Source organism: Nocardiopsis sp. iso_25, assembly GCF_056173305.1.
Genome location: NZ_CM149667.1, coordinates 2,340,052 through 2,365,374, shown reverse-complemented (window position 1 = coordinate 2,365,374; position 25,323 = coordinate 2,340,052). Strand labels below are relative to the sequence as shown.

Sequence of the window (25,323 nt, the reverse complement as noted above, 5' to 3'; positions counted from 1 at the left end):
CACCCGGTTCGGTAGTGGTGGCACCACTCCCGGCCGTACGACGCACGGTCAAATTCCGACTAAAGCGACAAATAAGACGAAAGACTTTCGGGTAGGTGGTGGCCGGACAGCCGTGAACTGGACGGACAGTGTCGAGCGGCCATACGGGCGCCGGGAATGCGGTCGTCGCGCGCCGGTGCCCGCTCTCCGCGAGAGCCTGGGGGTACTCCATGCGAGCCGTGGTCTTCGAGAACTACGAGCGGTTCCCGTCACTCACCGACGTTCCCGTGCCCGAGCCGGGGCCGGGCGAGGTCCTGCTGCGGGTGGCGGGAGCGGGCGCCTGCCATTCCGACGTCAGCGTGTACCGCCACTTCAAGGAGGGGCAGGCCGGGGCCCAGAAACCGCCGTTCGTCCTGGGGCACGAGAACTCCGGATGGGTGGAGGCGCTCGGCGACGGCGTGAGCGAGCGCGTACGGGTCGGCGACGCCTACATGGCCTACGGCCCGATCGGCTGCGGACACTGCCGCATGTGCGTCCGGGGCCAGGACACCTACTGCGAGAACGCGGCCACCATGCCCTACCTGGCGGTGGGCCTGGGGCGCGACGGCGGCATGGCCGAGTACGTGACCGTGCCCGCCCACCACCTGGTCCCGCTGGGCGACGCCGACCCGGTGGAGGCCGCGCCGCTGTCGGACGCGGGCCTGACCCCGTACCACGCGATCAAGGAGGCGCTGCCGCACCTGGAGGGCGGCGGTCGGCACGCCCTGGTGATCGGCCTGGGCGGGCTGGGGCAGATCGGCGTGCAGATCCTCAGGGCGCTGACCGGCGCGACGGTGATCGCCACCGACGTCAAGGCCGAGCCGCGGGCCTGGGCCGAGCGCAACGGCGCGGTCACCGTGGGGGCGGGCGCGCACCAGGTCGAGGAGATCCGCGAGATCACCGGCGGCCGGGGCGTGGACGCGGCCTTCGACTTCGTCGGCGTGACCCCCACGATCGCGACCGCGGCGGCCTCGATGGCCCGGGGCGGGCGGCTGACCGTGGTCGGGATCGCGGGCGGCACGCACGAGTTCTCGTTCTTCACCAACCCGTACGAGTCCTACATCACCAACACCTACTGGGGGACGGTGGGAGAGCTGTGGGAGGTGGTGGACATGTACAAGGCGGGGCAGATCCGCCCGGAGGTCGAGAGGTTCGACCTGGGGGACGCCCTGGAGGCCTACCGGAGGCTGGAGGCCGGGGAGGTCTTCGGCCGCGCCGTGGTCGTGCCGCACCGGAGCTGACCGCCCCGGGTGCTCTTGCGCGGGCGGCGGGTACCGCGACGCGCACCGGGGCGGAGTGCTCAGGGCGTTCGCGCGGCCGGAGGGCCTCCGGGCGGCGCGCCGGGACCGACGCGCGGGAAGGCGCGGTGGAAGCGGCGGGCAGCCGGGGCGCCGTACCCGTGCGCGGCCCGTCCCGGGACCCTCCCCCTTCCGTGAGGGCCCCGGGACGGGAACCCGTGCCCGGGGTCCTCAGCCCCTGCCGGGCGGCATCGGCACGAACGCGCTGGTGCGCCGGGCGTACTCCGCCCAGCCGGGCCGACCGGACATGTGCTCGTCCAGCAGCCGCTGGCCCGACCCCCGGGTCAGCAGGTAGGTCATCACCACGGGCGCGGGCAGGGTGAGCAGCACCCACCACGACCCCGACAGCGCGACCAGGAACAGCCCCCACCACACGCACGCGTCGCCGAAGTAGTTGGGGTGGCGGGTCCACGCCCACAGGCCGCGGTCCATGATCCGCCCGCTGTTGGCGGGGTCGCGCTTGAACCGGGCGAGCTGGGCGTCGCCCATCGTCTCGAACACGAACCCCAGCAGCCACACGGCCGCACCGGCGACGGCGAGCCACACCTGCGGGGAGCCGAGGAGGGGCGCACCGGCGTGCACCGCCACCTGGACCGGCATGGCGACCAGCCACACCAGGAACCCCTGGAGCAGGTAGACCATGCGCAGGGCGTAGGCGTTGCGGTTCCCGGGCGCCCCGGCCAGCAGGCGCTCGTAGCGAGGGTCCTCGCCCTTGCCCCGGGAGCGCAGCCCGATGTGCACGGCCAGGCGCATCCCCCACACGGCGGTGAGCCCGGCAAGCAGCCAGGCGCGGGCGGGGTCGCCCGAGGCGGTCAGGGCGCCGACCGCCGCCACGACGGTGAACCCGAGCCCCCAGGCCGCGTCCACCACGCTGTGCCTGCCCAGGCGCAGCGCCAGGGCGAAGGTCGCGAGCATGAGCGCCAGCACGGCCAGGGCGGACAGCCCCAGGGTGGGGATGAGCGCGGAGACGTCCATCAGCGGCTCCCGGCGCGGCCAGGGCGCACGGCCGTGATCTGGTCCACGCCCATGCGCCCCTCCTCGAAGGCGAGCGCGCCCCCGGCCAGGTAGAGCCGCCACACGCGGGCGGTCTCGGGTCCGGCCAGGGCCACCAGCTCGTCGAAGCGGCGCTCCAGCACCTCCAGCCAGGCGCGGGCGGTGCGCACGTAGTGCTCGCGCATGGCCCGCACGCCGCGCACCTCCAGTCCGGCGTCCTCCAGCAGTCCGACCGTCTCGCCCAGGGGCCGCATGTGCATGTCGGGGGCGATGTAGCGCTCGATGAAGGGGCCGCCGCCGGGCTGGGCGCCGCGCCGCGACATCTGCTGGACCAGCAGGCGCCCGCCGGGGCGCAGCCGGTCGTACAGGCGATGGGCGAAGGGCGTGTACTCGTCGCGGCCCACGTGCTCGCCCATCTCGATGGCCGCCACGGCGTCGAAGCCGTCGTCGGTGACGTCGCGGTAGTGCTGGAGGCGCACCTCGACCAGGTCGGACAGGCCCTCCTCGCGGACGCGGGCCGCGACGTGGTCGCACTGGCGCGCGGAGAGGGTGACGGCGGTGACGCGCGCGCCGTGGTGGCGGGCGGCGTGCAGGGTGAGCGACCCCCAGCCGCACCCCACGTCGAGCAGGCGGTCGCCCTTGTCCAGGCGCAGTTCGCGGCAGATCAGGTCGAGCTTGTCGCGCTGGGCGTCGGCGAGGGTGTAGCCGGGGTCGTCGCTGGTCCAGTAGGCGCACGAGTAGGCCATGGACTCGTCCAGGAGCAGCTCGTACAGGTCGTTCCCGGCGTCGTAGTGGTGGGAGACGGCCGCGGCGTCGCGCTCGCTGGAGTGCAGGCGTCCGCGCAGGCGCGCCTCGGCCGTCGGGACGGGCGGCGGGGTGCCCACCACGCCCAGGGCCAGGAGGGTGCGGGCCGCGCGGGCCCACTCGGCGGGGCCGGGCAGCGAGGTGCCGTTCTCGCGCACGCTCGCCCACACCCGGCTCAGGGCGTCGGTGAGGTCGCCCTCCACGTCCAGCGATCCGGTGACGTAGGCGCGGGCCAGGCCCAGCTCGCCGGGGCGGGCCAGGATGTGGCGCAGGGCGTCGCGGTCGCGCAGCACGGCCAGCGGGGCGTCGGCGGGACCGGCCTCGCTGCCGTCCCAGGCGCGCAGCCGGACGGGGAGCACGCCGTTGAACAGCCCGGCGGCCAGGGGCGCGAGGAAGTGGGCGGCCCCGCGGGGCGGGGCGGGGGTCGCGGTGGTGCTCATCGGGCCTTCTCCATGGTGATCTGCTCGACGTCGATGATTCCGGACAGGAAACCGGCCTCGCAGTAGGCGAGGTAGAAGGACCACATGCGGCGGAAGGTGGCGTCGAAGCCGAGGGCCTCCACCTGTTCGGCGGCGTCGGTGAAGTTCTCGCGCCACACGCGCAGGGTGTCGGCGTAGTCGCGGCCGAAGGACAGCCGGTCGGTGACGCGCAGGGAGGTGCCCGCCCGCAACTGCTCCTCGACGGCGGTGACCGAGGGGATGAGTCCGCCGGGGAAAACGTACTTGTGCATCCAGGTGTAGGAGCCGCGCGAGGCGCGCATCAGGGCGTGCTCCATGGTGATGCTCTGCAGGCCCACGCGTCCGCCGGGGCGCACGAGCCGGTCCAGGGCGGCGAAGTAGGCGGGCCAGTAGCGCTCGCCCACGGCCTCGATCATCTCCACGCTGACCACGGCGTCGTAGGTTCCGGTGACGTCGCGGTAGTCGCACAGGCGGACGTCGACCAGGTCGGAGAGCCCGGCGGCGGCGACGCGCTCGATCGCCAGGTCGCGCTGCTCGGCGGAGAGGGTGACGGTGGTGACGCGGGCGCCGCGGCGGGCGGCGCGCACGGCCAGCTCGCCCCAGCCGGTGCCGATCTCCAGCAGTTCGACGCCCTCGGCCACGCCCGCGGCGTCCAGGAGGCGGTCGATCTTGCGCTCCTGGGCGCGGGGCAGGGTGTCGCGGTCGCGGGCCTCGCCGTCCTCGAACAGCGCGGAGGAGTAGGTCATCGTCCGGTCGAGGAAGAGGCCGAACAGGTCGTTGGACAGGTCGTAGTGGTGGCTGATGTGGCGTCTGGACCCGGCGCGGGTGTTGCGGTCCGAGGCGGGCCTGCGGGGCAGGGTGACGTGGCGCAGGGGCTGGAGGGGGCGCGGCACGAGGTTCTCGTACTCCGCGGCCAGTCGGGTGAGCAGGGCGACGATGTCGGGCGAGTCCCACTCACCGGCCATGTAGGACTCGCCGAAGCCGATGAGGCCGCCCGCGGCCAGACGGCGGTGGAAGGCGTCGGGGTCGCGCAGCTCCAGGACGGGCGCGCCGTCGTCGGCGGCGGGCGCGGCGGAGCCGGTGCGCACGCGCACGCCCGCACGCGCGGTGGCGTAGCGCACGATGGCGCGGGCGACGGCCGCGCGCAGGCGTCCGCCTGGCACCCGGGCCACGTCGGGCCAGCGCCGTGCGTCCAGGGGCGGATGGGTGTGGGGGCTGGTCGTGGTCATGGCCGTGTCCTGGTCTTCCGTTCGGTCGCTGGTGTGTGCGTGTGCCCGCGCGGCTGGACGGGGAGTCCGCGCAGGTAGAGGCCGATGCCCTGGCGCCGGATGCGCAGCGCGTCGACCAGCGGTGCGAGGGGGTGGCGCAGCGCCCTGCGCAGCAGGGACGCGGCGGTGGCGGGGCGTCGGAGGCCGTGCACCGAGGCGGTGAAGGGCGGGCGCCCGTCGCGGTGCAGGGCGACGGTGAGCGCGAGGCGTTCACCGGGCTCGGGGAGGCTGAGGCGGTAGCGGCCGTCCACCGCGTTGAACGGGGAGACGTACATGGCCTTGTCCGCCTCGGCCCGGCCGCGGCCGTCCACGTCCAGGACGTAGCGGTGGCGCTGGCCGTAGGTGTTGTGGACCTCGGCGACGACGCGGCTGAGGCGGCCGTCGCGGTGGTGGCACCAGTAGACGGTCAGGGGGTTGAACACGTGGCCCAGGACGCGGGCGTGGGCGAGCATGAGCACCCGGCCGCCGTCGAGGTCCACGCCGTGCTCGGCCAGGAGGGCGTCGATGTCGGCGCGCAGCTCGCGCGCCCAGCCGTCGGCGCGGTCGCGGCGCGCGGTGCGGGCGACGGCCGGGGCACGGGTGTCGGCCGGGGCTCCGGTGTCAGCAGAGGCATGAGCGCCGTCCACGGCGTGGTCCTTGGCGCGGAACCCGGCCAGGGCGCGCAGCGGCCAGCGCAGGCGCGGCGGGTCGTCCAGGTCCACCAGCCAGTAGTAGGTGCCGTAGGCGAAGGCGTTGCGGACGGGTTCGGAGCGGACGTGGCGGACGGTGGCCTCGTACAGCGCGGGCGCCGGGGAGGGCGTCACCAGTGCACCCCCAGGCTCGCGGCGGCCCGGACACCCGAGCGGCACCCGTCCTCGTGGAAGCCCCACCCGTGGTGGGCCCCGGCGAAGGCGACGACCCGGTCGCTGAGTTCGGGCAGCCGCCGCTGCGCGGCCAGGGAGGCGGGGGTGTAGACGGGGTGGGCGTAGTCCATGGCGGCCACGACCCGGTCGGGGTCGACCTCGTCGGCTCCGTTGAGGGTGACCACGTACTGCTCGTCGGCGTCCAGGCGCTGGAGGCGGTTCATGTGGTAGCTCACGCGCACGGGCTCGGTGTCGGGCTCGCAGGAGGCCAGGCGGTGGTTCCAGCTGGCCCAGACGTCGCGGTCGGCGGGCAGGACGGAGGCGTCGGTGTGCAGCAGGGTGCGGTTGCGCGAGTAGCCGAAGGCGCCGAGGACCTCGCGCTCGGCTTCGGTGGGGTCGGCGAGCAGGGCGAGGGCATGGTCGGCGTGGGTGGCCACGACCGCGGCGTCGAAGTCCAGGGCCTCTCCCCCGGCGCGCAGGCGCACCCCCTGTGCCGTGCGGGCCAGCGAGGTGACCGGGGTGCCGGTGCGCACCGCGTGCAGGTTCTTGGCGACGCGCTCGACGTAGGCGTGCGAGCCGCCGGTGACGGTGCGCCAGCGGGGCGAGCCCCACACGCTGAGCATGCCGTGGTTGGCCAGGAAGGAGAACAGGTAGCGGGCGGGGTAGTCGGTGGCGGTGCCGGGCGGGCAGGACCACACCGCCGACACCAGCGGGAGCAGGAAGTGCGCGACCGTGTAGGGCGTGAACCGGTGGTGGCGGACGAAGGCGCCGAGGGTGGGCTCGGCCGCGCCGGGGGGCGGGGTCGCGGCGAGCAGGCGCCGGGCGGCCCGGTGGAAGCGCGGGATCTCGGCGAGCATGCGCAGGTACGCGGGGCTGCGCCGGGACCGGTTGGGGAGCATGGCCCGCATGCCGCGCGCGCCCGCGTACTCCAGGCCGCAGCCCCGGCAGCTGACCGACATGCTCATCTCGGTGGGCTGGGTGTGCACGCCGAGTTCGTCGAACAGGCGCAGCAGATGGGGGTAGGTGCGCCTGTTGTGCACGATGAAGCCGCTGTCGACCCCCAGCTCGCCGCCCGGTCCGCCGTCGATCCGGTGGGTGTGGGCGTGTCCGCCCAGGCGGTCGTCGGCCTCGAACAGGGTGACGTCGTCGTCCCGGTGCAGGACGTGCGCCGCCGTCAGTCCGGAGACGCCGGAGCCGATGACCGCGACCCTGCGCCGACGGAGGGTGTGCTGCCCTGTACCCAATGCGTCCTCTTCACTTCCGGTGGTTGTGTGGCGGAAGTGATTCGGTACCGGGGACCGGGCGGATTGGTCCGCAAAATCACGAAAAGATCTCGAAAGAGAGGAGGTGCGGACCGGGGCCCGAGCGCCCCGGCACCGACCGCCGCCCGTGTGCACCGGCCCCGGCCGCCCCGGCGAACCGGCGGTAGCGCCCGGACAAAACCAACATCGTGTGTGATGTCATCAACACACTGAAGGCTCTCCTGCGGGCGCGCCCTTATGGACATCTGACGGGACTTTGCCCAATCTGGGGCAATGAGCCTTATGAGTCGACTCCAACGGGCTGACAAGAAGGTCTACGACCACGTGACGGGGTTGGGACCCGCGTCCCTGGACGCCTACACCCCCAAGTTCGTACAGGCGACGGACAACATGGCGCCGTGGTTCCTCATGTCGGCCACCCTCGCCGCCACCGGCGGCCCAAGGCTGCGGCGCACCGCCCTGCGCGCCATACTGGCCGCGGGCACCGCCAACCTGGTCTCGGCGGGGATCAAGCAGATCTCGGGGCGCACCCGCCCGGACAACTCGGCCGTCCCGGCCGCTCGCAGCCCCTACCGCTCCTACCCGAGCACCTCCTTCCCCTCCGGGCACACCGCCGCCGCGGCGGCCTACGCGGCCGGGGTCATGACCGACGCGCCCAAGCCGCTGGCCGGGCTGGTCGCCCTCCTGGCGGGCGGGGTGGCGTTCTCACGCGTGCACAGCGGCGTCCACTACCCCGGCGACGTGCTCGCCGGAGTGGCCATCGGGTGCGGCGCGGCCCTGCTCGCCCGGACGGTGGTGCCGCCCCGGCCCGAACTGGTCTTCGGCGCGCGCACCGTCGCCGACGGGGAGACCGACGTGGACCGCGAGGGCTCCGGGGTGACGGTGGTGGTCAACCCGCGCTCGGCCTCGGGCACGATGCCCGGGCTGAGCGCGGCCGACGTCACGAGCAGGGTGGCGCGGGCGCTGCCCAAGGCGCGGATCATCCCGCTGTCGGCCGAGGACGACGTGGTCGGGGTCATGGACCAGGCCGCGCGCACCAGCGACGTGCTGGCGGTGGCTGGCGGCGACGGCACCGTCAACGCCGGGGCGCAGGCGGCGCTGGACCACGACCGCCCGCTGCTGGTGCTGCCGGACGGCACCCTCAACAACTTCGCCCGCACGCTCGGGCTGTCCTCGGTGGACATCGCGCTGCGGGCCTTCGACGACGGACGGCTGGCCCGGGTGGACGTGGGCGAGGTGGACGGCCGGATCTTCCTCAACACGTCCTCCTTCGGCTCCTACCCGCGCATGGTGGACCGGCGCGACAAGTGGGCCGACCGGATCGGCAAGTGGCCCGCGTTCGCACTGGCCCTGTGGCAGGACCTGCGGGAGGTTAGCCCGACCTCGGCGGTGGTGGACGGCCAGCCCGCCAAGGTGTGGTGGGCGTTCGTGGGCAACTGCCAGTACCGCACGCACGGCCGGGTTCCGGCGCTGCGCGAGCAGCTGGACGACGGGCGGCTGGACGTGCGGGTGCTCACCGCGCGGGCGCCCTTCCCGAGGCTGCGCGCCGTCGCGGACGTGCTGCTGGGCAAGTTCGCGCACGGCGAGGGCTACTCCGAGCGGCTGACCACGGGGCTGACGCTGACCATCCCGGGCGAGCCCAGGCTGCTGGCCGTGGACGGCGAGGTCGTGGAGGGCTCGCGTACGGTGGTCTTCACCAAGCGGCACGCGGCCCTGCGGGTGTTCGTGCCCGCCGTCGAGACCAACCGGTGAAAACCGGAAGCGGCGTCGGCCCGACCGTCAGCGGCGGCACCGCCGGGAGCCGCGGGAGGGCTCCCGACCGGTGTCACTGCCCAGCAGGAGGCTGAGCCCCGCCCCCAGCAGCCACGCGTCCTTGGACAGGGGCAGCCCCTGTTCGGTCGGGCGCAGGCTCTGGGGGCGCCGCATGCCCGGGGTGCGCAGGTACAGGCCGAGCAGGCCGGCGGCGAACGCGGTCAGGCCCGCGCCCGCGACGCGGCTCGGCACGACGGGGATCAGCAGGGCGGTGCCCAGGGCGATCTCACCGGCCGACAGCAGCCGGGCGAAGGTGACCGGGTCCACGTCCTTGAGGAAGGGGTAGGTCCCCGCCGCCATCCCGTGCAGACCCTGCGCGGCCTCCTCGTCGGCGCCGCGCTTCTCCAGCCCGGAGTTGAGGACGAACGCCCCCGTGATGACGCGCAGCGGCAGGTCGCGGGTGCTCAGGGGCAGGTTCATGTCGCTCCAACAGCTGGTCGGGTCCGTGGCGTGCCCGGTCGGCCGGTTCCAGCCCGGCCGCGCCGACAACAGGTCTTTCCGGTCGCCAAGAGTCAGGGAGATGTTACCGACCGCAAACCGTGCGGGCGGGCCGCGACCCGCCGGGCCGCCGGATCCGGGCGGCGTCAGCGGGTTCCGGACCGCTCCCCCGCGCCGAGGCGTTCGACGATGCGGACCAGGTCCCGCCATGCCCGGGAGGTGTCGGGGCCGCCCTCGTGGGGCGCGCGGAACCAGTCGACGAACTCGACCACGTCCCGCAGGTCCCAGCGCAGCCGGTACAGGTCCATCAGGGCGCGGTCGGGTTCGTGCCCGCTGGCCCGGGCGTAGCGGTCCAGTTCGGCGGGGTCGTCGGTGACCAGCCACAGGTCGCGCTCGGGGGCGGCCAGACCGACGGTGTCCCAGTCGACCAGGAGCGGGCGGTCGCCGTGCCACAGCAGGTTGCCGGGATGGGGTTCGCCGTGGGTGAGGACCGCCGGCGCGCCCTCCAGGGCGGCCGCGCCCCGGTCGGACTCGGCCAGGCGCTCGCGCAGCACCGGGGCGTGCTCGGCGAGCAGGTCGGCGGTGGGAGCGGCGTGGGGCCCCGCGTCGCCGACGGCGGCGGGGCGGTCCAGCAGCGCGGCGAGCCGGTCCTGGCCGGGGAGGCGGGTCTCGACGGCGGGCGCGTCGCCCGGTGCGCTGCGGTGCAGCTGGGCGAGGGTGTCCAGCAGCCGGGCCCGCCGGTCGGCGGCCAACTCCCGGCCGAAGTCGCCGGACTCGCCCTCCACGCGGGGGAAGACGCTGAGCGCGTACCCGTCGCCGACCGGGACGACGGTGTCCCCGCCCGGGGTGCGCAGGGGCGCGACGACGAACCCGAGCCCCTCGTCGTCGTGCAGCCGGGCCGCGGTGTCCATGGCCCGGGTCAGGCGCCGCCGCACGGCGGCCGGGTCCGGGCCGAGGAAGGACTTGTGGGCGAGGTCGGCCACGGTGGTGAACCAGCGGCGGCCCGCGGTGTCGGTGACGCTCCAGTGGTGGTCGCCGTAGCCCAGGGGGACGTGGTCGATCGCGGTCGCGTGGATGCCCCACGCCGCCAGCGCGTCGTGCAGGCGTGGTTCCAGGTTCGTCAGCCGTTCGCGCATGCGGCGAAACTACCAGCCGGTCCGCGCCGCGGCCGGGAACCTGCTCCCCGGGGACGCCCGCGTGGCTTCGCGGGCGTCCCCGGGGGCGGGCCAGTCCAGCGTGGTGCGGTGCAGGGGCAGGTCCCGGGTCTCACGGACCAGGGTGAGCACCATCAGGAGGCTGAGCGCGGCGACGCCGACGAGGTAGTACGCCGGGGTCAGGGCGCTGCCGGAGGTGCCGGGTCAGGGCACCAGGCCGTACACGGCGGCGGCACCCTCCTGGCCGTAGGCGGTGACAGCACCGGGGACGGGCAGCAGTTGGAGGTTCACGGCGGAGCCGATCCCGATGGCCGTGCCGCCCTCCGCTGACGCGCCCTGTTCCTTCCCGAGCGGAACCACGCGCACGGACGCCGGCACCTCGCCGCCCCACACCTCCTGTTCCTGGTGCGGCACCAGGAGGGTGTCCCCCACGGCGAGGGCGTCGCTGATCTCGTCATCCCCCGAAGGCGGTTCGGGGACCATGGTGGTGCGGACCAGCGTGCCGGAGTGGTCGACGCGGTGGACGAGGTACCCGTCGTTCCCGTCCCGCTCGACGTAGACAGCGCCTCCGGTGTCGGCGTGGACGCGTCCCCGGTATCCCGAACGGATCACCCGGTATTCCCGGCCGGCCTCGTCGTCATCCTCCATCAGGAACTCCGGGAACTCGCCCGCCACCGCGCCCGTGCGCGGATCCAGCAGAGTGACGGGACCGGAGTCGGAACCGACCCCCACCACGGGGTGCTCCCCCTCCGACACGACGTGCCCCTCCCGGAAGATCCGCATGGAGCCGCTCGGGTACGGGCCCCCGACCTCCGTGCGCCACCTCTGCTCCCCGGTACGCGCGTCCAGGCCGAGAACGACGAGAGGCCGGACATCGGACTCCCCCCGGCACAGGTACGCTGCCAGGACCAGGTCCTCGTGGAGAAGGACCCGCCGTTCCACATCACAGGCGGTCTCCGGGTCCCGGGGAGTGAAGGTCCACAGCTCGCCCTCTCCGGTGTCGCCGTACGCGATCAGAGTTCCCGGCTCCTCGTCGGAGCCCGTGTAGAGGCTGCCCGTGGGCAGGACACCGATGAAGTGGTCGTCCCCGGCACCGAACCGCTCCGCAGGCGGCGCCGACACCTCCCTGGTGATCTCGCCGGTGGCCGTGTCGATCGCGGTCATCCGCCCGCTCTCGATGTCGTCGGGGTCCTGTCGGTAGCTCACGTACGCCAGGTCGCCCCCCAGGGACGCGCCCGTGCTCGTGTACCAGCCGAAGGGGAGCCGGTAGGTCCACAGCTCCTCACCACTCGCGCCGTCCAGGCCGACCAGCCCGTCCCCGAGCAGCACGACCGGCCCGCGCGGTCCGGCCACGACCCGCTCGATCCTGGCGTCCTCGGGTTTCTCCCAGGTCCAGCCCACCCGGGTGACCGTGGTCGGCGTGCCCGCAGCGGCTCCGGGGGCGGTGACCACGTGTTCCAGCGGCTGGTGGGTGGTCTCGGAGACGGCCGCCCACCCGGCCGTTACCACGGCCAGGACACCTGCGGCGAAGCCCGTCCAGGCACGCCCGCCCGGCTGGGACCGTGGGCGGCGGACGGCGAGGAGCAGCGCCGGGAAGCCCAAGGCGAACGCGCACAGCGCCACCCACTGGAGGCTGCCCGTGACCGACGGCGCCCAGGTGTCCCTGCTCTCCGTGAGCCGGGCGAAGGCGTCGCGCGGGAAGGAGCGGTAGGCCAGGTACGACAGCAGCGCGGCCCCCACTGCCAGCGCCGTGAGGCGGAGCGGTCCCCCGCGGCCGTGGTCCGGACCGGTCTCCCGCGACGCCGCGTTGCGCAGCATCAGGACCAGCGTCACCAGTCCGGCGGGGAGCGCCACGAGGAGGAAGGGGCCGAGCCCCAGATCCTGCGCCGGGTCCCCCAGGAACAGCGAAACCACCGACAGCAGGAGGGCGCTGACGACAAGACCCGTTCCGGTCCAGGCGAGGAGGGCGGAGAGGAGGGGCCCGGCCGCGCGGAGCGGTCCCGGCCGGTCTCCGGACCGGGGGGTCGTCTCGTCATCGCGGCGCTGCGGGCCCTCCCGGTGCTCCGGTCCCTCCTCGGAACCGCTCGCGTCCCGGTACCCGGCCCCGGCGCCGTGGGCGTTCCCCTCCCGGGAGGAGCCCGCGGGAATACCCGCCTCGCTGTTCACGTGTGACCCTGCTCCCTGGCCCGTCCGAGGGCGTGCGCGTGCGCCCACGGACGCACGAACCGGATATGCGGTCGTCACGATAACAGCGCGTACGGGGCCGTTTCCCTCGTCGACCGGTACCGGCCACAACGGACCCGGCAGACCTTGCGGAGGCGCTGTCGTACGCTCCTCCCCCCTCTCTTGCCAATCCGAGCATGGGGGAGGCCCCCCTGGGCCGGGCCGGACGGACCAGTCCGGAGACAGCCCAGCCTGACCGAGGTCGTGGACGGCGTGTACGCCTGGGTGCGGCCGGACGGCACGTGGCGGGTCAACAGCGCGGGCGCCGTCGCCGGTGCCGACATGGACCCGGTGGCGGCGCTGTCCGACGCCGTCGAGTGGAACGGTGGCCTGATGCCCACCGGCCTCTGAGCGCTCCCGGCCGGTCAACGCGCCCCCGCACCGATCCCCCGAATTGGTGAAATCACCGTAAACGTGTGCCAAGTCGACGTCGCTCCGCCAACGCGCGCACCCCCGGATGTTTCGCTTGCCGTGACAGGGCATCACCGTGGGCGACGAGGGGGAACGCCATGGCGGAGGCGACCGGGGAGGACGCGCGCGCACGGCGGCGCGGCCCCCGCAGCAACTGGGTGCCACTGGGCGTGGCCGCGGCGGCGATCGCGCTGCTGGTGGTGGCCTGGCCGCTGGTCAACGCGCTCCTGCCCGGCTCGGAGTCCGTCCCCTCCGGCGAACCGGTGCCTGTGGGGTCCGCGGGCGGCTACCGGGCCTCCCTCACCTTCCCCCAGGAGGGCTGGCACCTCAACACCGGCTCCAGCCAGGCCGGGCAGATCTACCGCTTCACCCGGGGGCCCGTGGAGCTGACGCTCAGTTCGGTCACCCCCGTGTCCTCGCCGCCGCCCAGCCTGGAGGAGCTGTGGGCGGGTCTGCGGCGGATCGTGCGCGCGGGTGAGGCGACGGCGAGGCTGGGCGACCCCGAGGCCATCTCCACCCGGGGCGGCGTCGAGGGGCTCGCCGGGGCCCTGGAGAGCCGGGAGGGGGACGGCTCCGCGGTGGTCTACCCCTCCCCCGACGGACAGCTGGCCGTGGAGATGACCCTGGCCGGGCGCGAAGCCACCCCGGCCGACCTCAGCGCGGTCGCCGACGTCGTGCGCTCGGTCTCCTTCACCCGGGAGGGCTCGTGAACCCCGAACCCGAGAACCGCCCGGCCACGACCGACCGGGGCTCCGTGCCCTCGCCGCGCCGCGCCCGCCAGGAGGACTCCGAGCCCCGGCACGCGTGGAAACGGCCGACCGGGGGCGGGCACGCCCGCGGACAGCGGCTGCCCGCGCTGGCCGCCCTCGTCCTGATCGGGGTGCTGTGCGCGGTGGGCCTGGGATACCTGGCGGTGCGGTTCACCGGGCTGGTGCGCGTCTTCTTCTCCGAAGCGGCGCTGGCGGTGTTCCTGGGGCTGGTGACGATGGCCTTCGGGTTCTGGGTGCTGCGCCGCATCCGTCCGGTGCACGACCCCGCCCTGGACGCCTCCGTGGCCGCGGTGGCCTGGGGTCTGACCGCCGCGACGGCGGGCGGGGTCGTGGCCAACGCGGGCCTGGGCTCGATCTGGTCCAAGAGCCTGGGGCTGCCCTTCTCCGAGGTCTGGGGGGCGGCCATGACCGCCCCGCTCAACGAGGAGGTGCTCAAGCTCGCCGGGATCGTCCTGGTCGCGGTGGCCTTCCCTTCCGCGGTGCGCGGCCCGGTGGACGGGTTCGTGATCGGGTCCCTGGTGGGCCTGGGCTTCGAGGTGACGGAGAACTTCGTCTACTCGATGAACGCGATCGTCCAGTCGGGCGGCACCGGCGGGCTGGTACCGGTGGTGCAGACGACCGTGGTGCGGCTGGTCCTGACCGGGCTGGGCTCGCACTGGGCGATGTCGGCGGTCGCGGGCACCGCCGTGGGCCTGCTGGCAGCGGTGGCGTGGCGGCCCGGCAGGCGCAGGGCCGTGGCCGCCGTCCTGCTGGTGGTCCTGGCGATGGCACTGCACTGGCTGCTGGACTCGCCGCTGTTCGACGGGTTCGGCGGCGTCGTGTTCAAGGTCGCGACGGTCTTCCTGACCACGATGGCCGTGTACTTCACCGTCCGGCACGCCTACCGGCGCCGGGTCCGCGCGACGCTGGCCTCCGAGGGCGGGGCGCTGGGCATGCGGCGGTCGGCGGCGGTGGCCCTGGCCAACCGGCGCGGCCGCGCCGGGGAGCTGCGCCACGTGGCCGAACCGGAGCGGCCCGCCGTGGAGAGGCGCCAGGAACAGATGCTGGCGATCGCCGAGGACCGGGCGGTGCGCCGGACGCCGTGACCGGCGGGCACGGGCCGACCGGACGGGGCGGATCCGACAGCGGGCCGACAGGATGTCGGGCGGGCCGTGGGACGCGCGGACGGCACCGGTCCCGGCCCGCGAACGCCCGCGCGGACGGCAACGCGGATTTTCATCGGCCGTTACCTGGGCATAACGTGCCCCATGGGTGAGCGAGCACGGAGGGCCACGAGGACGACACCGCCGAGGACCGGGCGGGGGCGCACGCGCGACCCCAGCCTCACACCGCGGGCGATGGCGGCGGCGCTGGCCGAGTACGGCAGGGCGGGTTGGGCCGCGTTCACCCTGGACGCGGTGGCCCGCCGGGCGGGGGTGGGCAAGGCCGCCCTGTACCGGCGCTGGCCGACCAAGGAACGCCTGCTCGCCGACGCCATCGAGCAGCACACCCGGCCGCCCGCCGCGGCCGACACCGGAAGCCTGCGCGGCGACACCCGCGCGCTGGCCTCCGCCCTGCTCGGCCACTTCCTGGCACCGTCGGGCTGGGTCACCCTGCGCGTGGCCGTGGACGCCACCACGGGGATGGAGACCTTCGTGGGCCTCCAGGAACGGCTGGTGCGCGTGCACCGCGACGGGATGGCGGACATGGTGCGCAGGGCCGTCGAACGCGGTGAGCTGGCGCCGGGCACCGACACCGCGCCCTTCACCGAGGCGCTGTACGGAACGGTCCTGGTGCACGCGCTGACCATGGGTCCCGGCCGGCGCGAACGCGCCCGCGAGCACGTGGACGAGCACGCGTTCCCGCTGGCCGACTTCGTGCTGGCCCCGCTGGTGGACGCGGCCGGGGCCGGGGCGCCCTCCGGGGGCGGGGAGGGGACCGCCGACCGCGGGGAACACCGGTGACCGGGCGGCCGCGTCCCGGCTCGGCCGTCAGCCCCGCGGGCGCAGCCAGCGCTGGAGCAGGGTGCCCTCGGACTCGATGAGCACACCGGGCACCAGCGGCGCGTCGGCAGCCGTGCCGACCGCGACGCGCTGCTGGACTCCACCGGCCATCAGCGGGACGACCGTCAGGCACATCTCGTCCAGCAGACCGGCCGCGGCCACGTCGGCCAGCAGCCGGGGCCCTCCCTCGCACAGGATCCGGGGCAGGCCGCGCCGTGCCAGGGCCCCGACCGCCGCGCGCAGGTCCACGCGCTCGCGCCCGCACACCAGCACCCGGTCCTCGCCCAGGGCCCGGCGCGCCAGGTCCAGTGCTTCGTCCCCGGCCGCCGCACAGGTCACCAGCAGCACCCCGCCGCCGTCCCCGGACGGCTCGGCCAGCAGCGCTGGAACCCGTCCGCTGCGGCTGACCACGGCGACCTCGGCCCGGTCCGCGCGGCCCTCGGCGACGGCGCGGGCCGCCCGATCGCCGGTGCGCGGGCCCGTCCTGCGGTAGCCCGCCTCGCGCGCGGTTCCGGCGCCGACCAGGACCACGTCGGCCAGGTCGCGCAGGAGCGTGAACACCACCAGGTCGGCGGGGGTGTTGAGGGCTTCGGTACGGCCGTCGTTCCCGGCCGCCGCCCCGTCCAGGCTGGCGACCATGTTGGCGCGCAGCCAGGGCCGGTCGGGGTAGGCGTAGAGCCGTTCCAGGGCGGAGGCGTCCAGGGCGTCGCCCGGGGAGGCGGCGCCGGGGGCGGCGTCGTTCATCAGCAGTCGCACGGCCACACCGCCACGAAGTACATGACCCCGAACGGGTCGTCGGCGTAGAGCACCCGCGGACGCGCCGGCACGCCTCCACGGCCGTCGTCGGCGGCAGCGTCGGCGGTGAGCGCGTGCGCCATGACCTGGAGCGCGGCCCGACCCTGCGCCATCAACTCGGCGGCCCGGGCCGGGTCCAGCAGAGCGAGTCCCCGCCAGTCGCCCTCGGACAGGCAGCGGCGGACCTCCCCGTCGAAGGCGAAGGCGCGCTCGTCCGGCCGCACCAGGGCCCTGTCGCCGCGCCGGGCGCTGCCGTCGCCCACGACGAGCAGGCCGATCCGTCCGGTGCGGGCGGCGATCCGCCGCCCCAGCTCCTCCACCTCGGCGGCGGAGGCGTCCCAGGCCACGGTGAGCATCTCCACGCGCCCCCGGTAGCCGACGGTGTCGAGCAGGCGCCGGGCTACGCCCAGGCTGGGCGGCAGCGTCCGCTCCCGGGGCACCCGCTCCCCCGTTCCGCCGAACTCGCGGACCGGCACGAGCGCCTCGGCGTGCTCCGCCGAGACGTCGTGCCCGCCGACGACGACGAGGACGTCCGGTTCGGCCGCAGCCAGGGCCTCCACCGCCGAAGCGCACTCCTTGCGCAGTTCGGCCAGCGGGTCCAGGCCGCCGCCGAGCTCGCGCAGGAGCAGCGGCGGGTGCGGACAGACGGCGGTCGCGACGATCACGCTTTCCCCTCCCTCACACCAGTCCCCGGACGGCCCGCGCGGGGGGACGGACCCCGCGGATGCTGGCGACCATGTCCAGCGTCTGCCTCGTCTGGGCCACCTCGTGCACGCGGTAGACCTGCGCCCCGTGCCAGGCGCACACGGCGGTCGCGGCGAGCGTGCCGGTCAGGCGCTCGCCGACGGGCAGGTCCAGGGTCTCTCCGACGAAGTTCTTGTTCGACAGCGACACCAGGACCGGCCGGCCGGTGGCGGTCATCTCGTCCAGGCGCCGGGTCAGCTCCAGCGAGTGCCAGGTGTTCTTGCCGAAGTCGTGCGCCGGGTCGATGATCGCCGACGCCGGGTGCACGCCGAGGGAGACCGCGCGCTCGGCCAGGGCGACCGTGTCCTCCACGGCCGAGCGCACCACGTCCTCGTAGCGCGCGCGGTGCGGCGGGGTACGCGGGGCCATGCCGCCGGTGTGGGTGCACACCAGGGCGGCGTCGAACTCGGCGGCGACCTCGGCCAACTCCGGGTCGTACCCGCCCCAGGCGTCGTTGAGCAGGTCCGCGCCCGCCTCGCACACCGCCCGGCCCACGGACGCGCGCCAGGTGTCCACGCTGATCACCAACTGGGGGAACTCGGCGCGGACGGCGGCCACGAAGTCGACCACGCGGCGCTTCTCCTCGTCGGCGCCGACCGGTCGGCCGTAGCCCGCGGTGACGCCGCCGATGTCCACGATGTCGGCGCCCTCGGCTACGACCCTGCGCACGCGTTCGAAGGCGGGACCGTCGTCCCAGGTGGCACCGCCGTCGTAGAAGGAGTCGGGGGTGCGGTTGACGATCGCCATGACCAGCGTCGTGTCCGCGTCGTACTCCCGACCGCGCAGTCTCAGCACCGGCCGCTCACTTCCCTCTGCCTCCCTGTCCGCGTCGGACCGGCCGCTCGACCGGCGGGGCGAGGGCGGCGGTCGCCGGTGTCCGAACCGGCCCCCGCGCACGGGACCTCCCCCAGCGGCCAACACTAGGGCACGTCCGCCCGAGGGGGTCCGGCGACGCGTCCTTGCCCGCGTGCGGGGACCCGGGTGCACAGGCGGTCCTCCGGCCGCGTGTCCGGGCGTGGCCGTTCACGGCCACGGGCGGGAAGGCGGACGGGCACAGGAGCGCGGCACGGTCCGGGGCTCTCGGAGCACACGGGTAACAGTTCCGGCCGGTCTCTCAGCCGGGGCCCGGTGCCCGCCGGGGACACGGTCCGGACCGGCTCCGGCGCTGCGAGGACAACGGGCTCCACCCTTTTCTGACACACGATTACGTGTTACCTTTTTCGTGATGTCAGAGTTCAACAGTCCCCGGATCCCGGCCGACCTCGTGAGCGCGGCGGTCCGCGCCTCGGAGAACCTCGGAAAGGACGTGGCCGACGTGCCCCTGATCGCCATCGCGGAGGAGGCGGGGATCTCCCGCAGCACCCTCCTGCGCCGCGCGGGGGGTTCGCGCCGGGCCCTGGACGAGGCGGTGCGCGCCTCGGGCGTGGACCCCGGCGGGCAGCGCCCCGTACGGGAACGCGCGGTCGAGGCGGCGGGCGGCCTCATCAGCGGACAGGGCCTGGCCGCGGCGACCCTGGAGGCGGTCGCCGCCTCCGCCGGGTGCTCGGTGCACAGCCTCTACGCGACCTTCGGCGGACGGGACGAGCTGCTGCGCGCGGTCTTCGAGCGCTACAGCCCGATCCTGGACATGGAGGGGGTGCTCACCGGACCGGCGGGAGACCTGGCCGACCAGGTCCGGGCGGCCTACCGTCTGATGGTCGACGCCTTCAGCCGCGAACCCCGGGTGCTGCCCGCCATGCTCGCCGACGTGTTCGCCCGCCCCGAGGGGCCCACCTCCGACCTGCTCGTCCGGCTCTTCTTCCCCCGCCTGCTCGCCGGGCTGGGCGGGTGGCTGGCCCGGGAGGTGGCCGCGGGCCGCATCCGCGACCTGACGGTCCCCCTGCTGACCCAGCAGATGCTCGCCCCGATCGCCGTGCACTGCATGCTGCGCCCTGCGCTGGACAGGGTGGAAGGTGTGGAGTTCCCCGACATCGAGCAGGTCAGCGCGGTGTTCGCCGAGTCCTTCCTGCGCGCAGTCGCCACCGATCCGAACACCGCCGACACGTCACCGGAATCGCCCTGAGCGAGCGGAGTTGCCATGAGTGAACGAACGAGCGAGCGCACGACCTGCGTGGTCGTCGGCGGCGGCCCCGCCGGAATGGTGCTGGGCCTGCTGCTGGCCCGGGCCGGTGTCGAGGTCACCGTGCTGGAGAAGCACGCCGACTTCCTGCGGGACTTCCGCGGGGACACCGTGCACCCCTCCACCCTGGAACTGCTGGAGGAGCTGGGCCTGTACGAGCGGTTCGCCCGGCTGCCGCACAGCAGGCTGGACGAGGCGGCCTTCCCCCTGGGCGGGGGCCGCAGCGTGACCATCGCCGACTTCCGCAGGCTGCGGGGGCTCGCCCACCCCTACATCGCTATGGTCCCGCAGTGGGACTTCCTCAACCTCATCGCCGAGGCGGGAAACGAGGAGCCGACCTTCACCCTGCGGATGGACACCGAGGTGACGGGGCTGCTGCACGAGTCAGACCGGGTGGCGGGCGTGCGCTACCGGGACCTCGACGGCGACGGGGAGATCCGCGCCGACCTGACGGTGGCCTGCGACGGGCGGTGGTCGCTGACCCGCCGCGAGACGGGCCTGGTGCCCCGGGAGTTCCCGGTGGGGATCGACGCGTGGTGGTTCCGCCTGCCCCGTGAGGCGGGGGACCGCGCGACACTGACCCCGCGCGCGGGCCTGGGCAGGTTCATCCTGGTCATCCCGCGCGAGGGCTACCTCCAGATCGCCTACATCGGACGCAAGGGCGCCGACCCCGAACTGCGGGCACGCGGGATCGCGGCCTTCCGGCGCGACCTCGCCGAACTCGTGCCGGAGATGGCCGACCGGGTGGGGGCCCTGCGGTCCATGGACGAGGTCAAGCACCTGGACGTGCGGGTCAACCGGCTGCGCCGCTGGCACGTGGCGGGCCTGCTGTGCATCGGCGACGCGGCCCACGCGATGTCCCCGGTCGGGGGCGTGGGGATCAACCTCGCCGTGCAGGACGCCGTGGCCGCAGCGACGCTGCTGGCCCGGCCGTTGAAGGGCCGCTCGCTCACCTCCCGCGACCTGGCCGCGGTGCGCAGGCGGCGGATCGTGCCGACGGTCGCCGTCCAGACGCTCCAGCGCCTCATGCACCGGGGACTGGCCGAACCGATCGTCAGGGGTGAGCGGCAGGGTCCGCCCAAGCCCGTGCTGGCGGTCCTGGACCGCGCGCCCTGGCTGTCGTTCGTACCCGCCTACCTCATCGGCAAGGGCCTCCGTCCCGAGCACATACCGGGTTTCGCCCGCCGCGGCCCCGCACGCGCGACCCGGTAGGAGTGGTGGGCCGGTAGGGGCGGTGGCCCACCCCCTCCGCCGTGATCTTGTGCTTACAGCGAGGTTGGACGGTCGAGACGCACTACAAGCACAAGCTCGTCCCAGGCCGGAACCCCGGTGCCACACCGGCCAAGGTTCCGGCCGGTCCACCGGCGGACCGGGGACGCACCAGGCGGGGCCCGACCGGGGCGCAGGGGTCAGGAGATGTCGGGGACGCGCTCGCCGACCGGGACCGGCCCCGGGGCGGTCCCCGCGCCGAAGGGGCTGCCGCCGAGCTCCTCGCGGTGGTGCGGGGTGAGCCAGCCGCGCGGATCGGGCCCGGCGGCGACGATCCGCGTCGGATTGATCCCCGTGTGGACCCAGTAGTAGTGGATACGGACGTGGTCGAGGTTCGTGGTGTCGCCGAACCCCGGCGTCTGGAACAGGTCGCGGGCGTAGGCCCACAGCGCCGGGTACTCCGACAGCTTGCGGATGTTGCACTTGAAGTGGCCGTGGTAGGCCGCGTCGAAGCGCACCAGGGTCGGGAAGAGCTTGATGTCGGCCTCGGTGATCGAGTCCCCGACCAGGTAGCGCCGATCGGAGAGGCGCTCCTCCAGCGCGTCGAGTCTGGCGAAGACGGCGGCGACCGCGGCGTCGTAGCGCCTCTGGTCGGGGGCGAACCCTGCCCGGTACACGCCGTTGTTGAGGTCGGTGTAGACCTCCCGGGACAGGGCGTCGATCTCGTCGCGCAGCGCGGACGGGTACAGGTCCGGGGCGCCGTCCCTGACCAGGCCGCCCCATTCGGTGTCCATGTCCCGGACCAGCCGGTCGAAGTCGTTGGTCACCAGGTGGCCGCTCTCCACCTCGACCAGGCCGGGGACGCTGACCCCGCCGTCGTAGGAGGGGTCGCGCGCCAGGTAGGCCTCGCGCAGGGCGTGGATGCCCAGGACGGGGTCCCTGTCGCCGGGACTGCCGGTCGCCTCGGTGAACACCCAGTGCGGGTCGCCCCCGATGATCTCCTGGCGGGGGTCGGTGACCGCCAGGGAGACGGCCTGTTCCAGGCCCATGAGCCTGCGGGTGATGACGACCCGGTGCGCCCAGGGGCAGGCGCGGCTGACGACCAGGCGGTAGCGGCCGGGCTCGGCGCGGCGGCCGAAGCGGCCGTCGGCGGTGATCCGGTCGGCGAAGGCCGCCGGGGCGCGGGTGATCTCCTCGGTCGGCGTCTGGTTGGCCCTCATCCGTGACCCCCTCGTCACGCTGGCGGGACGCGGCCGGAGCCGCGCACACTGTCCGTGCAGTGTACGGAGTCGGCTCCGGCCGTCCGCGCTACGACACCTGGGGCGGGCCCTGGGTCAGGAGTTGTCCCGGGGGCGCCAGGTCCTTCCGCGCCCCGCCTTCTTGGGTTTACGGAGCAGGGGCCGGGACTGCTGGGACTCGTCCGGCTCCCCGCCCTCGGCCTCCGGCACGGGGTGCTCGGCGACGGCTCCGGCGGGGGCGGTGGCGTTCCTGCGCTCGGCCCTGGTTCGCCTCTCCAAGCGCTCCGCGCGGCTGGTGGGAGCGTCGGTACGGCCCGTGGGGGTCGCGGCCACGTTCTGGGCGCGGGCGCGCGCCCGTTCGGGGCGTGCGGGCTGGTCCGGGATCACGGGCTGCTCGGACCGCGCCACCGGGGCGGCCGGGGCGGACGAGGACTCGCTCGGCTTCGGGAGACGGGAACGCACGGCGCGCTTGGCGGCCTTGCGGACGGGAGCGGCCTCTTCCTCAGGGGTCCGCTCCTGCTGGGCGGGATCCGTGCGCGTCTGCTGGGACGGGCGTTGCGCGCGGGCGGGAGAGGCGACCACCGACGGAACCGTGCCCGTGCTCGGACGCCCGGGCGCGGGCCTCGCGGGGGCGGGCTCGGACTCGCGCTGCTCGGGTGTGGAAGGTCCGACGGGAGGCCTTGAGGGAACGGGCTTCCTCTGGGCCGTGAACTGCGCGGCCTCGCTCCCCGGAGGCGGGGACGGCGCGGACGCGGTCTCCTCGAACAAGGTCTCCTCAGGCACCAGCTGCGCCTGGGCCGCGGACGGCGCAGGCGCGGAGGACTGGGGCGCACGCTGTGCCTGGACCCCGGACGGCGCGGGCGCGGACAGCTCGGAGGCGTACTGCTCGGCGGAGGGCCGTTCGGACGAGTCCGCCGCGGGGGCGCCCTCCTCCTGGGCGGCCCGTTCCGGCGCACGCTGCCCGGGTGCGGGGTGCTCGGCGGCGGGCCTCGCGGAGGCGGCCTCCTCGGACGCGGGGCGCCGGACTGCGGGCTCCGCGGATGCGTTCTCCTTCGGCTGCTCCGCCCGTGCCGGAGCGGTGACCTGAGCGGAGGCGTCGTCCCGGGCCGCGGAGGGCCGCGCGAAGCCGGACAGCTCCGGCGCGGTCTCCCGGGAGACCCGTTCCTCGGAGGCGAACTGCTCGAACGCGGACAGGTCGGACTCGGCCTCCTCGGCGGCGGACGGCTCGGGGCTGGAGCGGTCCGCCCCGGCGTCCGCGGATTCCGCGTCCGTCCGCGCGGTGTCCGCACACTCGGACCCGGCCTGCACGGCAGCGGACTCATCAGCTCGCGACTGCTCCGCGTCAGCCAGCTCGGCCTCGGACCACACGGCAGCGTCATGCTCGGGCCCCGACGGCGCGGCGTCGGCCGACTCGGTCTCGGACCGGTCGGTGTCGGCCTTCCCCGCCGCGGGCGCGTCGGTCTCCCAGAAGTCGGTGTTCCAGACGTCGGCGTCCCAGAAGCCCTCCTCCGAGGCCTCGGCCGCCTTGGCCTTCCTGATCCCCTTGGTCCTCCTGGGCTTCGCGGCCGTCTCGGCCCTCTGCTCCTTCTCCTCGCTCACAGCAGCATCGACCGACTCGGTCGGCTCAGCCGTCTCGATCGCCTCGTTCGTCTCCGCCGTCTCAGCGGCGGCCTGCTCCCCAAGGGCGCCGAGGAACGGCTCCGCGAAGGAACCGGCCTCCTCTTCGACGGCCTCTTCTTCCACGGCCTCCCGGGCGGCCCCCTGGCTCGCCACCCGCTCACCGGTCTCCTCCAGGACGGGCGAGGAGTGGCGGTAGGCGCGGACGGCGTCCATGACCTCCTCGGCGGTCGCGCCGGGCCAGGAGCAGTGGAAGACCGGGTTGAGCGGAGGACTGGTCTCGGTGATGAGGCCGTCCTCCTCGATGACGCAGCTTCCGCCGAGCGGCCAGCGTCCGAGGACCACGGCCGTGATGCCCTGCTGCTGCCCGTGCAGCAGCAGACCCGACAGCGCGGTCTCGTGCTCGGAGGTGGGCGAGGTCACCAGGGCCAGGGGCGTGTGCGGCCTCTCCCCCGGCTCCTCGACGATCTGGTGCAGCTCGCGCTGGAGGACTGCCAGGGCCTCCTCCGTCGTGCCGACCATCCGCACGGGCTCGCAGGGGTGCGCGCGCAGCAGGTCGCGGCCCCGGTCGCCGACCAGGCGGGCGGCCTCGGCCTCGGTGAGCAGCACGCGCACGGCGTCGTCGTTGAGGCGGTCGAGCGCGTTGACGATGAGGCGCCGGGCGGCCCCCGCCGCGCCCGGACCGGTGATGCCGAGGCCGGGCACGTGGTCGAGTTCCACCGTCACCCGCTCGTCGATCTCGTCCCCGGGGGTGGGTCGGGGCGGCGGGGCGGTCAGGGCCAGGCGGCGGGGCGCCCTGGGCAACAGGCGGGGCAGGCTCAGGCTGACGCCGGGCATCCGGACGCCCCGCTTGCCCAGCAGGTATCCCCCGGCCAGGCCAGCGAAGGCCACCGCTCCGGTGACGGCGCCGTCGGGGATCTCCACGACCAGCACGTTCCCGCCGTCCTCGGCGGCCTCGGCCTCGGCAGCGTCGGCCGCAGCCGCCACCGGGTCGGCCTCCCCGGTCTCGGCGGCAGCGGTCTCCCCGGCACCGGCAGCGGGGTCCGGCGTCTCGGCGGCCATCACACGCGACTGGAGGGAGGTCGGCTGCGGAACGACGGTGTAGGCGACCTCGGCCCTGCGCTGGGCGGCGGCACCGCCCTCGCGGGGCTGCTCGGAGCCGACGCCCTCCACCTCCATCTCCGGGGCCTCCTCGCCCAGGACCTCGTCGAGGTGGTCCGCGACCGCCTGGGCCCGGCGCTCGGACAGCTCCTGGTTGATCTGGGCGTTCCCGCTGGGATCGGTGTGACCGGTGATGCGCACGGGCGTCTCGGTGTCACCGTAGGAGTCGATCATGTCCGCGACCGGCGCGAGGTCGTCGCGCATCTGCTCGGTGAGATCGGCAGAGCCGACGCCGAAGCCGGAGACGGTGCGCACCCGCTCGACGGGCTGCGCGGACGGGGCCTCCTCTGGAGCGGAGGGTGCGTCGGCGTCCTGCTCGCCGTCCGCCTCGCGGTCCTCCTGCGTGGTGACGGTGTCGGCGAACGCGGTGGCCGGGGCGACCGCCACGGTTCCCACGGCGGCCGCCGCCACCACCTGGAGCGGCCCGAGGGGGCGCAGCCTGCGGGGCATGCCGCGCAGGCGGGCGAAGGTCTCCACGACCAGTCCGGCCGCGTACAGGCCCCACAGGGCCCACAGCACGGTGATGAGCAGGGCGGTGAACACCCCCGGCGGCAGACGCCAGCCGCGCAGGTGCGCCGCGGCCACGGCCCAGGAGTCCGGCAGCTCCGGCCAGGGCAGGTGCCACAGGAGCAGGTAGGGGATGCCGAGCAGGATCGCCGCTGCGAGCAGGAGGGCGCTCAGCCGTCGGATCTGGGTCATGTCCGCCT

General features: G+C 74.6%; 22 protein-coding genes. 8 read left to right on the top strand and 14 right to left on the bottom strand.

Annotated elements, in window-relative coordinates; translation table 11 throughout:
• The first annotated feature begins 209 nt into the window (after positions 1–209).
• Entirely contained in the window at positions 210–1,259 is a 1,050-nt protein-coding gene (locus AC0VX6_RS10185; protein ID WP_274977291.1) for an NAD(P)-dependent alcohol dehydrogenase, read from the top strand.
• A 228-nt stretch (positions 1,260–1,487) separates the two neighbouring features.
• Here AC0VX6_RS10185 and AC0VX6_RS10180 read toward each other — a convergent pair whose 3' ends face one another.
• Genes AC0VX6_RS10180 through AC0VX6_RS10160 form a run of 5 tightly spaced genes read right to left on the bottom strand, consistent with a single transcriptional unit; the run spans position 1,488 to position 6,925 of the window.
• Positions 1,488–2,291 carry a DUF1295 domain-containing protein gene (locus AC0VX6_RS10180; protein ID WP_274977290.1) on the bottom strand — a complete coding sequence of 268 codons (804 nt, stop codon included), beginning with the start codon at positions 2,289–2,291 and terminating at the stop codon, positions 1,488–1,490.
• Positions 2,291–3,553, bottom strand: coding sequence for a class I SAM-dependent methyltransferase (locus AC0VX6_RS10175; protein WP_475468320.1), 1,263 nt, complete (start codon positions 3,551–3,553; stop codon positions 2,291–2,293). Before AC0VX6_RS10175 ends, AC0VX6_RS10180 begins: the two co-directional genes overlap by 1 nt.
• Positions 3,550–4,800, bottom strand: a complete 1,251-nt coding sequence (locus AC0VX6_RS10170; RefSeq protein ID WP_274977288.1) for an SAM-dependent methyltransferase — start codon at positions 4,798–4,800, stop codon at positions 3,550–3,552. The genes AC0VX6_RS10175 and AC0VX6_RS10170 overlap by 4 nt, the downstream gene beginning before the upstream one ends.
• Positions 4,797–5,642 (bottom strand): DUF1365 domain-containing protein, encoded by an 846-nt coding sequence (locus tag AC0VX6_RS10165; RefSeq protein WP_475468319.1) that lies wholly within the window; start codon positions 5,640–5,642, stop codon positions 4,797–4,799. Before AC0VX6_RS10165 ends, AC0VX6_RS10170 begins: the two co-directional genes overlap by 4 nt.
• Positions 5,639–6,925: an NAD(P)/FAD-dependent oxidoreductase gene (locus AC0VX6_RS10160; protein ID WP_475468318.1), complete on the bottom strand. Its 1,287-nt coding sequence runs from the start codon at positions 6,923–6,925 to the stop codon at positions 5,639–5,641. Before AC0VX6_RS10160 ends, AC0VX6_RS10165 begins: the two co-directional genes overlap by 4 nt.
• Positions 6,926–7,225: 300 nt before the next feature.
• Between AC0VX6_RS10160 and AC0VX6_RS10155 the strand changes: the two genes are divergently transcribed.
• The gene (locus tag AC0VX6_RS10155) at positions 7,226–8,695 is read left to right on the top strand and encodes a phosphatase PAP2 family protein (protein WP_475468317.1); all 1,470 of its coding nucleotides are present in this window, start codon (positions 7,226–7,228) and stop codon (positions 8,693–8,695) included.
• Positions 8,696–8,722: 27 nt separating this feature from the next.
• Here AC0VX6_RS10155 and AC0VX6_RS10150 read toward each other — a convergent pair whose 3' ends face one another.
• The 4 genes from AC0VX6_RS10150 to AC0VX6_RS10135 all read right to left on the bottom strand — a co-directional run bounded on the left by AC0VX6_RS10150 (position 8,723) and on the right by AC0VX6_RS10135 (position 12,513).
• Complete coding sequence (locus AC0VX6_RS10150) at positions 8,723–9,175, bottom strand: hypothetical protein (RefSeq protein WP_274977284.1); 453 nt, start codon at positions 9,173–9,175, stop codon at positions 8,723–8,725.
• A gap of 164 nt (positions 9,176–9,339) precedes the next feature.
• Positions 9,340–10,329 (bottom strand): phosphotransferase, encoded by a 990-nt coding sequence (locus AC0VX6_RS10145; protein ID WP_274977283.1) that lies wholly within the window; start codon positions 10,327–10,329, stop codon positions 9,340–9,342.
• Positions 10,330–10,338: 9 nt separating this feature from the next.
• On the bottom strand, positions 10,339–10,479 hold the full coding sequence (locus tag AC0VX6_RS10140; RefSeq protein ID WP_475468315.1) for a hypothetical protein: 141 nt from the start codon (positions 10,477–10,479) through the stop codon (positions 10,339–10,341).
• 72 nt (positions 10,480–10,551) lie between these two features.
• Positions 10,552–12,513 (bottom strand): outer membrane protein assembly factor BamB family protein, encoded by a 1,962-nt coding sequence (locus tag AC0VX6_RS10135; RefSeq protein WP_475468314.1) that lies wholly within the window; start codon positions 12,511–12,513, stop codon positions 10,552–10,554.
• Positions 12,514–12,774: 261 nt separating this feature from the next.
• On the opposite strand from AC0VX6_RS10135, the gene AC0VX6_RS10130 reads away from it, so the two are divergent.
• The 4 genes from AC0VX6_RS10130 (at position 12,775) to AC0VX6_RS10115 (ending at position 15,694) form a co-directional block, all read left to right on the top strand.
• On the top strand, positions 12,775–12,921 hold the full coding sequence (locus AC0VX6_RS10130) for a hypothetical protein (RefSeq protein WP_475468312.1): 147 nt from the start codon (positions 12,775–12,777) through the stop codon (positions 12,919–12,921).
• A gap of 158 nt (positions 12,922–13,079) precedes the next feature.
• Positions 13,080–13,691 carry a hypothetical protein gene (locus AC0VX6_RS10125; RefSeq protein WP_475468311.1) on the top strand — a complete coding sequence of 204 codons (612 nt, stop codon included), beginning with the start codon at positions 13,080–13,082 and terminating at the stop codon, positions 13,689–13,691.
• On the top strand, positions 13,688–14,836 hold the full coding sequence (locus AC0VX6_RS10120) for a PrsW family intramembrane metalloprotease (protein WP_475468309.1): 1,149 nt from the start codon (positions 13,688–13,690) through the stop codon (positions 14,834–14,836). The genes AC0VX6_RS10125 and AC0VX6_RS10120 overlap by 4 nt, the downstream gene beginning before the upstream one ends.
• Positions 14,837–14,998: 162 nt before the next feature.
• Positions 14,999–15,694 carry a TetR/AcrR family transcriptional regulator gene (locus tag AC0VX6_RS10115; RefSeq protein ID WP_475468308.1) on the top strand — a complete coding sequence of 232 codons (696 nt, stop codon included), beginning with the start codon at positions 14,999–15,001 and terminating at the stop codon, positions 15,692–15,694.
• 27 nt (positions 15,695–15,721) lie between these two features.
• On the opposite strand, the gene AC0VX6_RS10110 is transcribed toward AC0VX6_RS10115, so the two are convergent.
• The 3 genes from AC0VX6_RS10110 to folP are packed head-to-tail and all read right to left on the bottom strand — an operon-like array spanning position 15,722 to position 18,067.
• Positions 15,722–16,495, bottom strand: coding sequence for a pyrimidine reductase family protein (locus AC0VX6_RS10110; RefSeq protein ID WP_475468307.1), 774 nt, complete (start codon positions 16,493–16,495; stop codon positions 15,722–15,724).
• The gene (locus AC0VX6_RS10105; RefSeq protein ID WP_475468305.1) at positions 16,477–17,193 is read right to left on the bottom strand and encodes a class III extradiol ring-cleavage dioxygenase family protein; all 717 of its coding nucleotides are present in this window, start codon (positions 17,191–17,193) and stop codon (positions 16,477–16,479) included. Before AC0VX6_RS10105 ends, AC0VX6_RS10110 begins: the two co-directional genes overlap by 19 nt.
• A 13-nt stretch (positions 17,194–17,206) precedes the next feature.
• The gene (folP, locus tag AC0VX6_RS10100) at positions 17,207–18,067 is read right to left on the bottom strand and encodes a dihydropteroate synthase (RefSeq protein WP_274977275.1); all 861 of its coding nucleotides are present in this window, start codon (positions 18,065–18,067) and stop codon (positions 17,207–17,209) included.
• 430 nt (positions 18,068–18,497) lie between these two features.
• On the opposite strand from folP, the gene AC0VX6_RS10095 reads away from it, so the two are divergent.
• Together AC0VX6_RS10095 and AC0VX6_RS10090 are read left to right on the top strand one after the other, a co-directional pair.
• Positions 18,498–19,334 (top strand): TetR/AcrR family transcriptional regulator, encoded by an 837-nt coding sequence (locus AC0VX6_RS10095; RefSeq protein ID WP_274977274.1) that lies wholly within the window; start codon positions 18,498–18,500, stop codon positions 19,332–19,334.
• A 15-nt stretch (positions 19,335–19,349) separates the two neighbouring features.
• Positions 19,350–20,603 (top strand): FAD-dependent oxidoreductase, encoded by a 1,254-nt coding sequence (locus AC0VX6_RS10090; protein WP_274977273.1) that lies wholly within the window; start codon positions 19,350–19,352, stop codon positions 20,601–20,603.
• Between the two features lie 197 nt (positions 20,604–20,800).
• On the opposite strand, the gene AC0VX6_RS10085 is transcribed toward AC0VX6_RS10090, so the two are convergent.
• Together AC0VX6_RS10085 and AC0VX6_RS10080 are read right to left on the bottom strand one after the other, a co-directional pair.
• Complete coding sequence (locus tag AC0VX6_RS10085; RefSeq protein WP_475468302.1) at positions 20,801–21,820, bottom strand: glutathione S-transferase family protein; 1,020 nt, start codon at positions 21,818–21,820, stop codon at positions 20,801–20,803.
• 114 nt (positions 21,821–21,934) lie between these two features.
• Entirely contained in the window at positions 21,935–25,315 is a 3,381-nt protein-coding gene (locus AC0VX6_RS10080) for an OmpA family protein (protein WP_475468300.1), read from the bottom strand.
• Between the last annotated feature and the right edge of the window lie 8 nt (positions 25,316–25,323).

Coding starts and splice junctions, on each gene's coding strand:
- AC0VX6_RS10090 (WP_274977273.1), top strand. CDS start 19,350: ATGAGTGAACGAACGAGCGAGCGCACGACCTGCGTGGTCGTCGGCGGC.
- AC0VX6_RS10155 (WP_475468317.1), top strand. CDS start 7,226: ATGAGTCGACTCCAACGGGCTGACAAGAAGGTCTACGACCACGTGACG.
- AC0VX6_RS10145 (WP_274977283.1), bottom strand. CDS start 10,329: ATGCGCGAACGGCTGACGAACCTGGAACCACGCCTGCACGACGCGCTG.
- AC0VX6_RS10095 (WP_274977274.1), top strand. CDS start 18,498: ATGTCAGAGTTCAACAGTCCCCGGATCCCGGCCGACCTCGTGAGCGCG.
- AC0VX6_RS10115 (WP_475468308.1), top strand. CDS start 14,999: ATGGGTGAGCGAGCACGGAGGGCCACGAGGACGACACCGCCGAGGACC.
- AC0VX6_RS10175 (WP_475468320.1), bottom strand. CDS start 3,553: ATGAGCACCACCGCGACCCCCGCCCCGCCCCGCGGGGCCGCCCACTTC.
- AC0VX6_RS10125 (WP_475468311.1), top strand. CDS start 13,080: ATGGCGGAGGCGACCGGGGAGGACGCGCGCGCACGGCGGCGCGGCCCC.
- AC0VX6_RS10150 (WP_274977284.1), bottom strand. CDS start 9,175: ATGAACCTGCCCCTGAGCACCCGCGACCTGCCGCTGCGCGTCATCACG.
- AC0VX6_RS10085 (WP_475468302.1), bottom strand. CDS start 21,820: ATGAGGGCCAACCAGACGCCGACCGAGGAGATCACCCGCGCCCCGGCG.
- AC0VX6_RS10185 (WP_274977291.1), top strand. CDS start 210: ATGCGAGCCGTGGTCTTCGAGAACTACGAGCGGTTCCCGTCACTCACC.
- AC0VX6_RS10180 (WP_274977290.1), bottom strand. CDS start 2,291: ATGGACGTCTCCGCGCTCATCCCCACCCTGGGGCTGTCCGCCCTGGCC.
- AC0VX6_RS10080 (WP_475468300.1), bottom strand. CDS start 25,315: ATGACCCAGATCCGACGGCTGAGCGCCCTCCTGCTCGCAGCGGCGATC.
- AC0VX6_RS10170 (WP_274977288.1), bottom strand. CDS start 4,800: ATGACCACGACCAGCCCCCACACCCATCCGCCCCTGGACGCACGGCGC.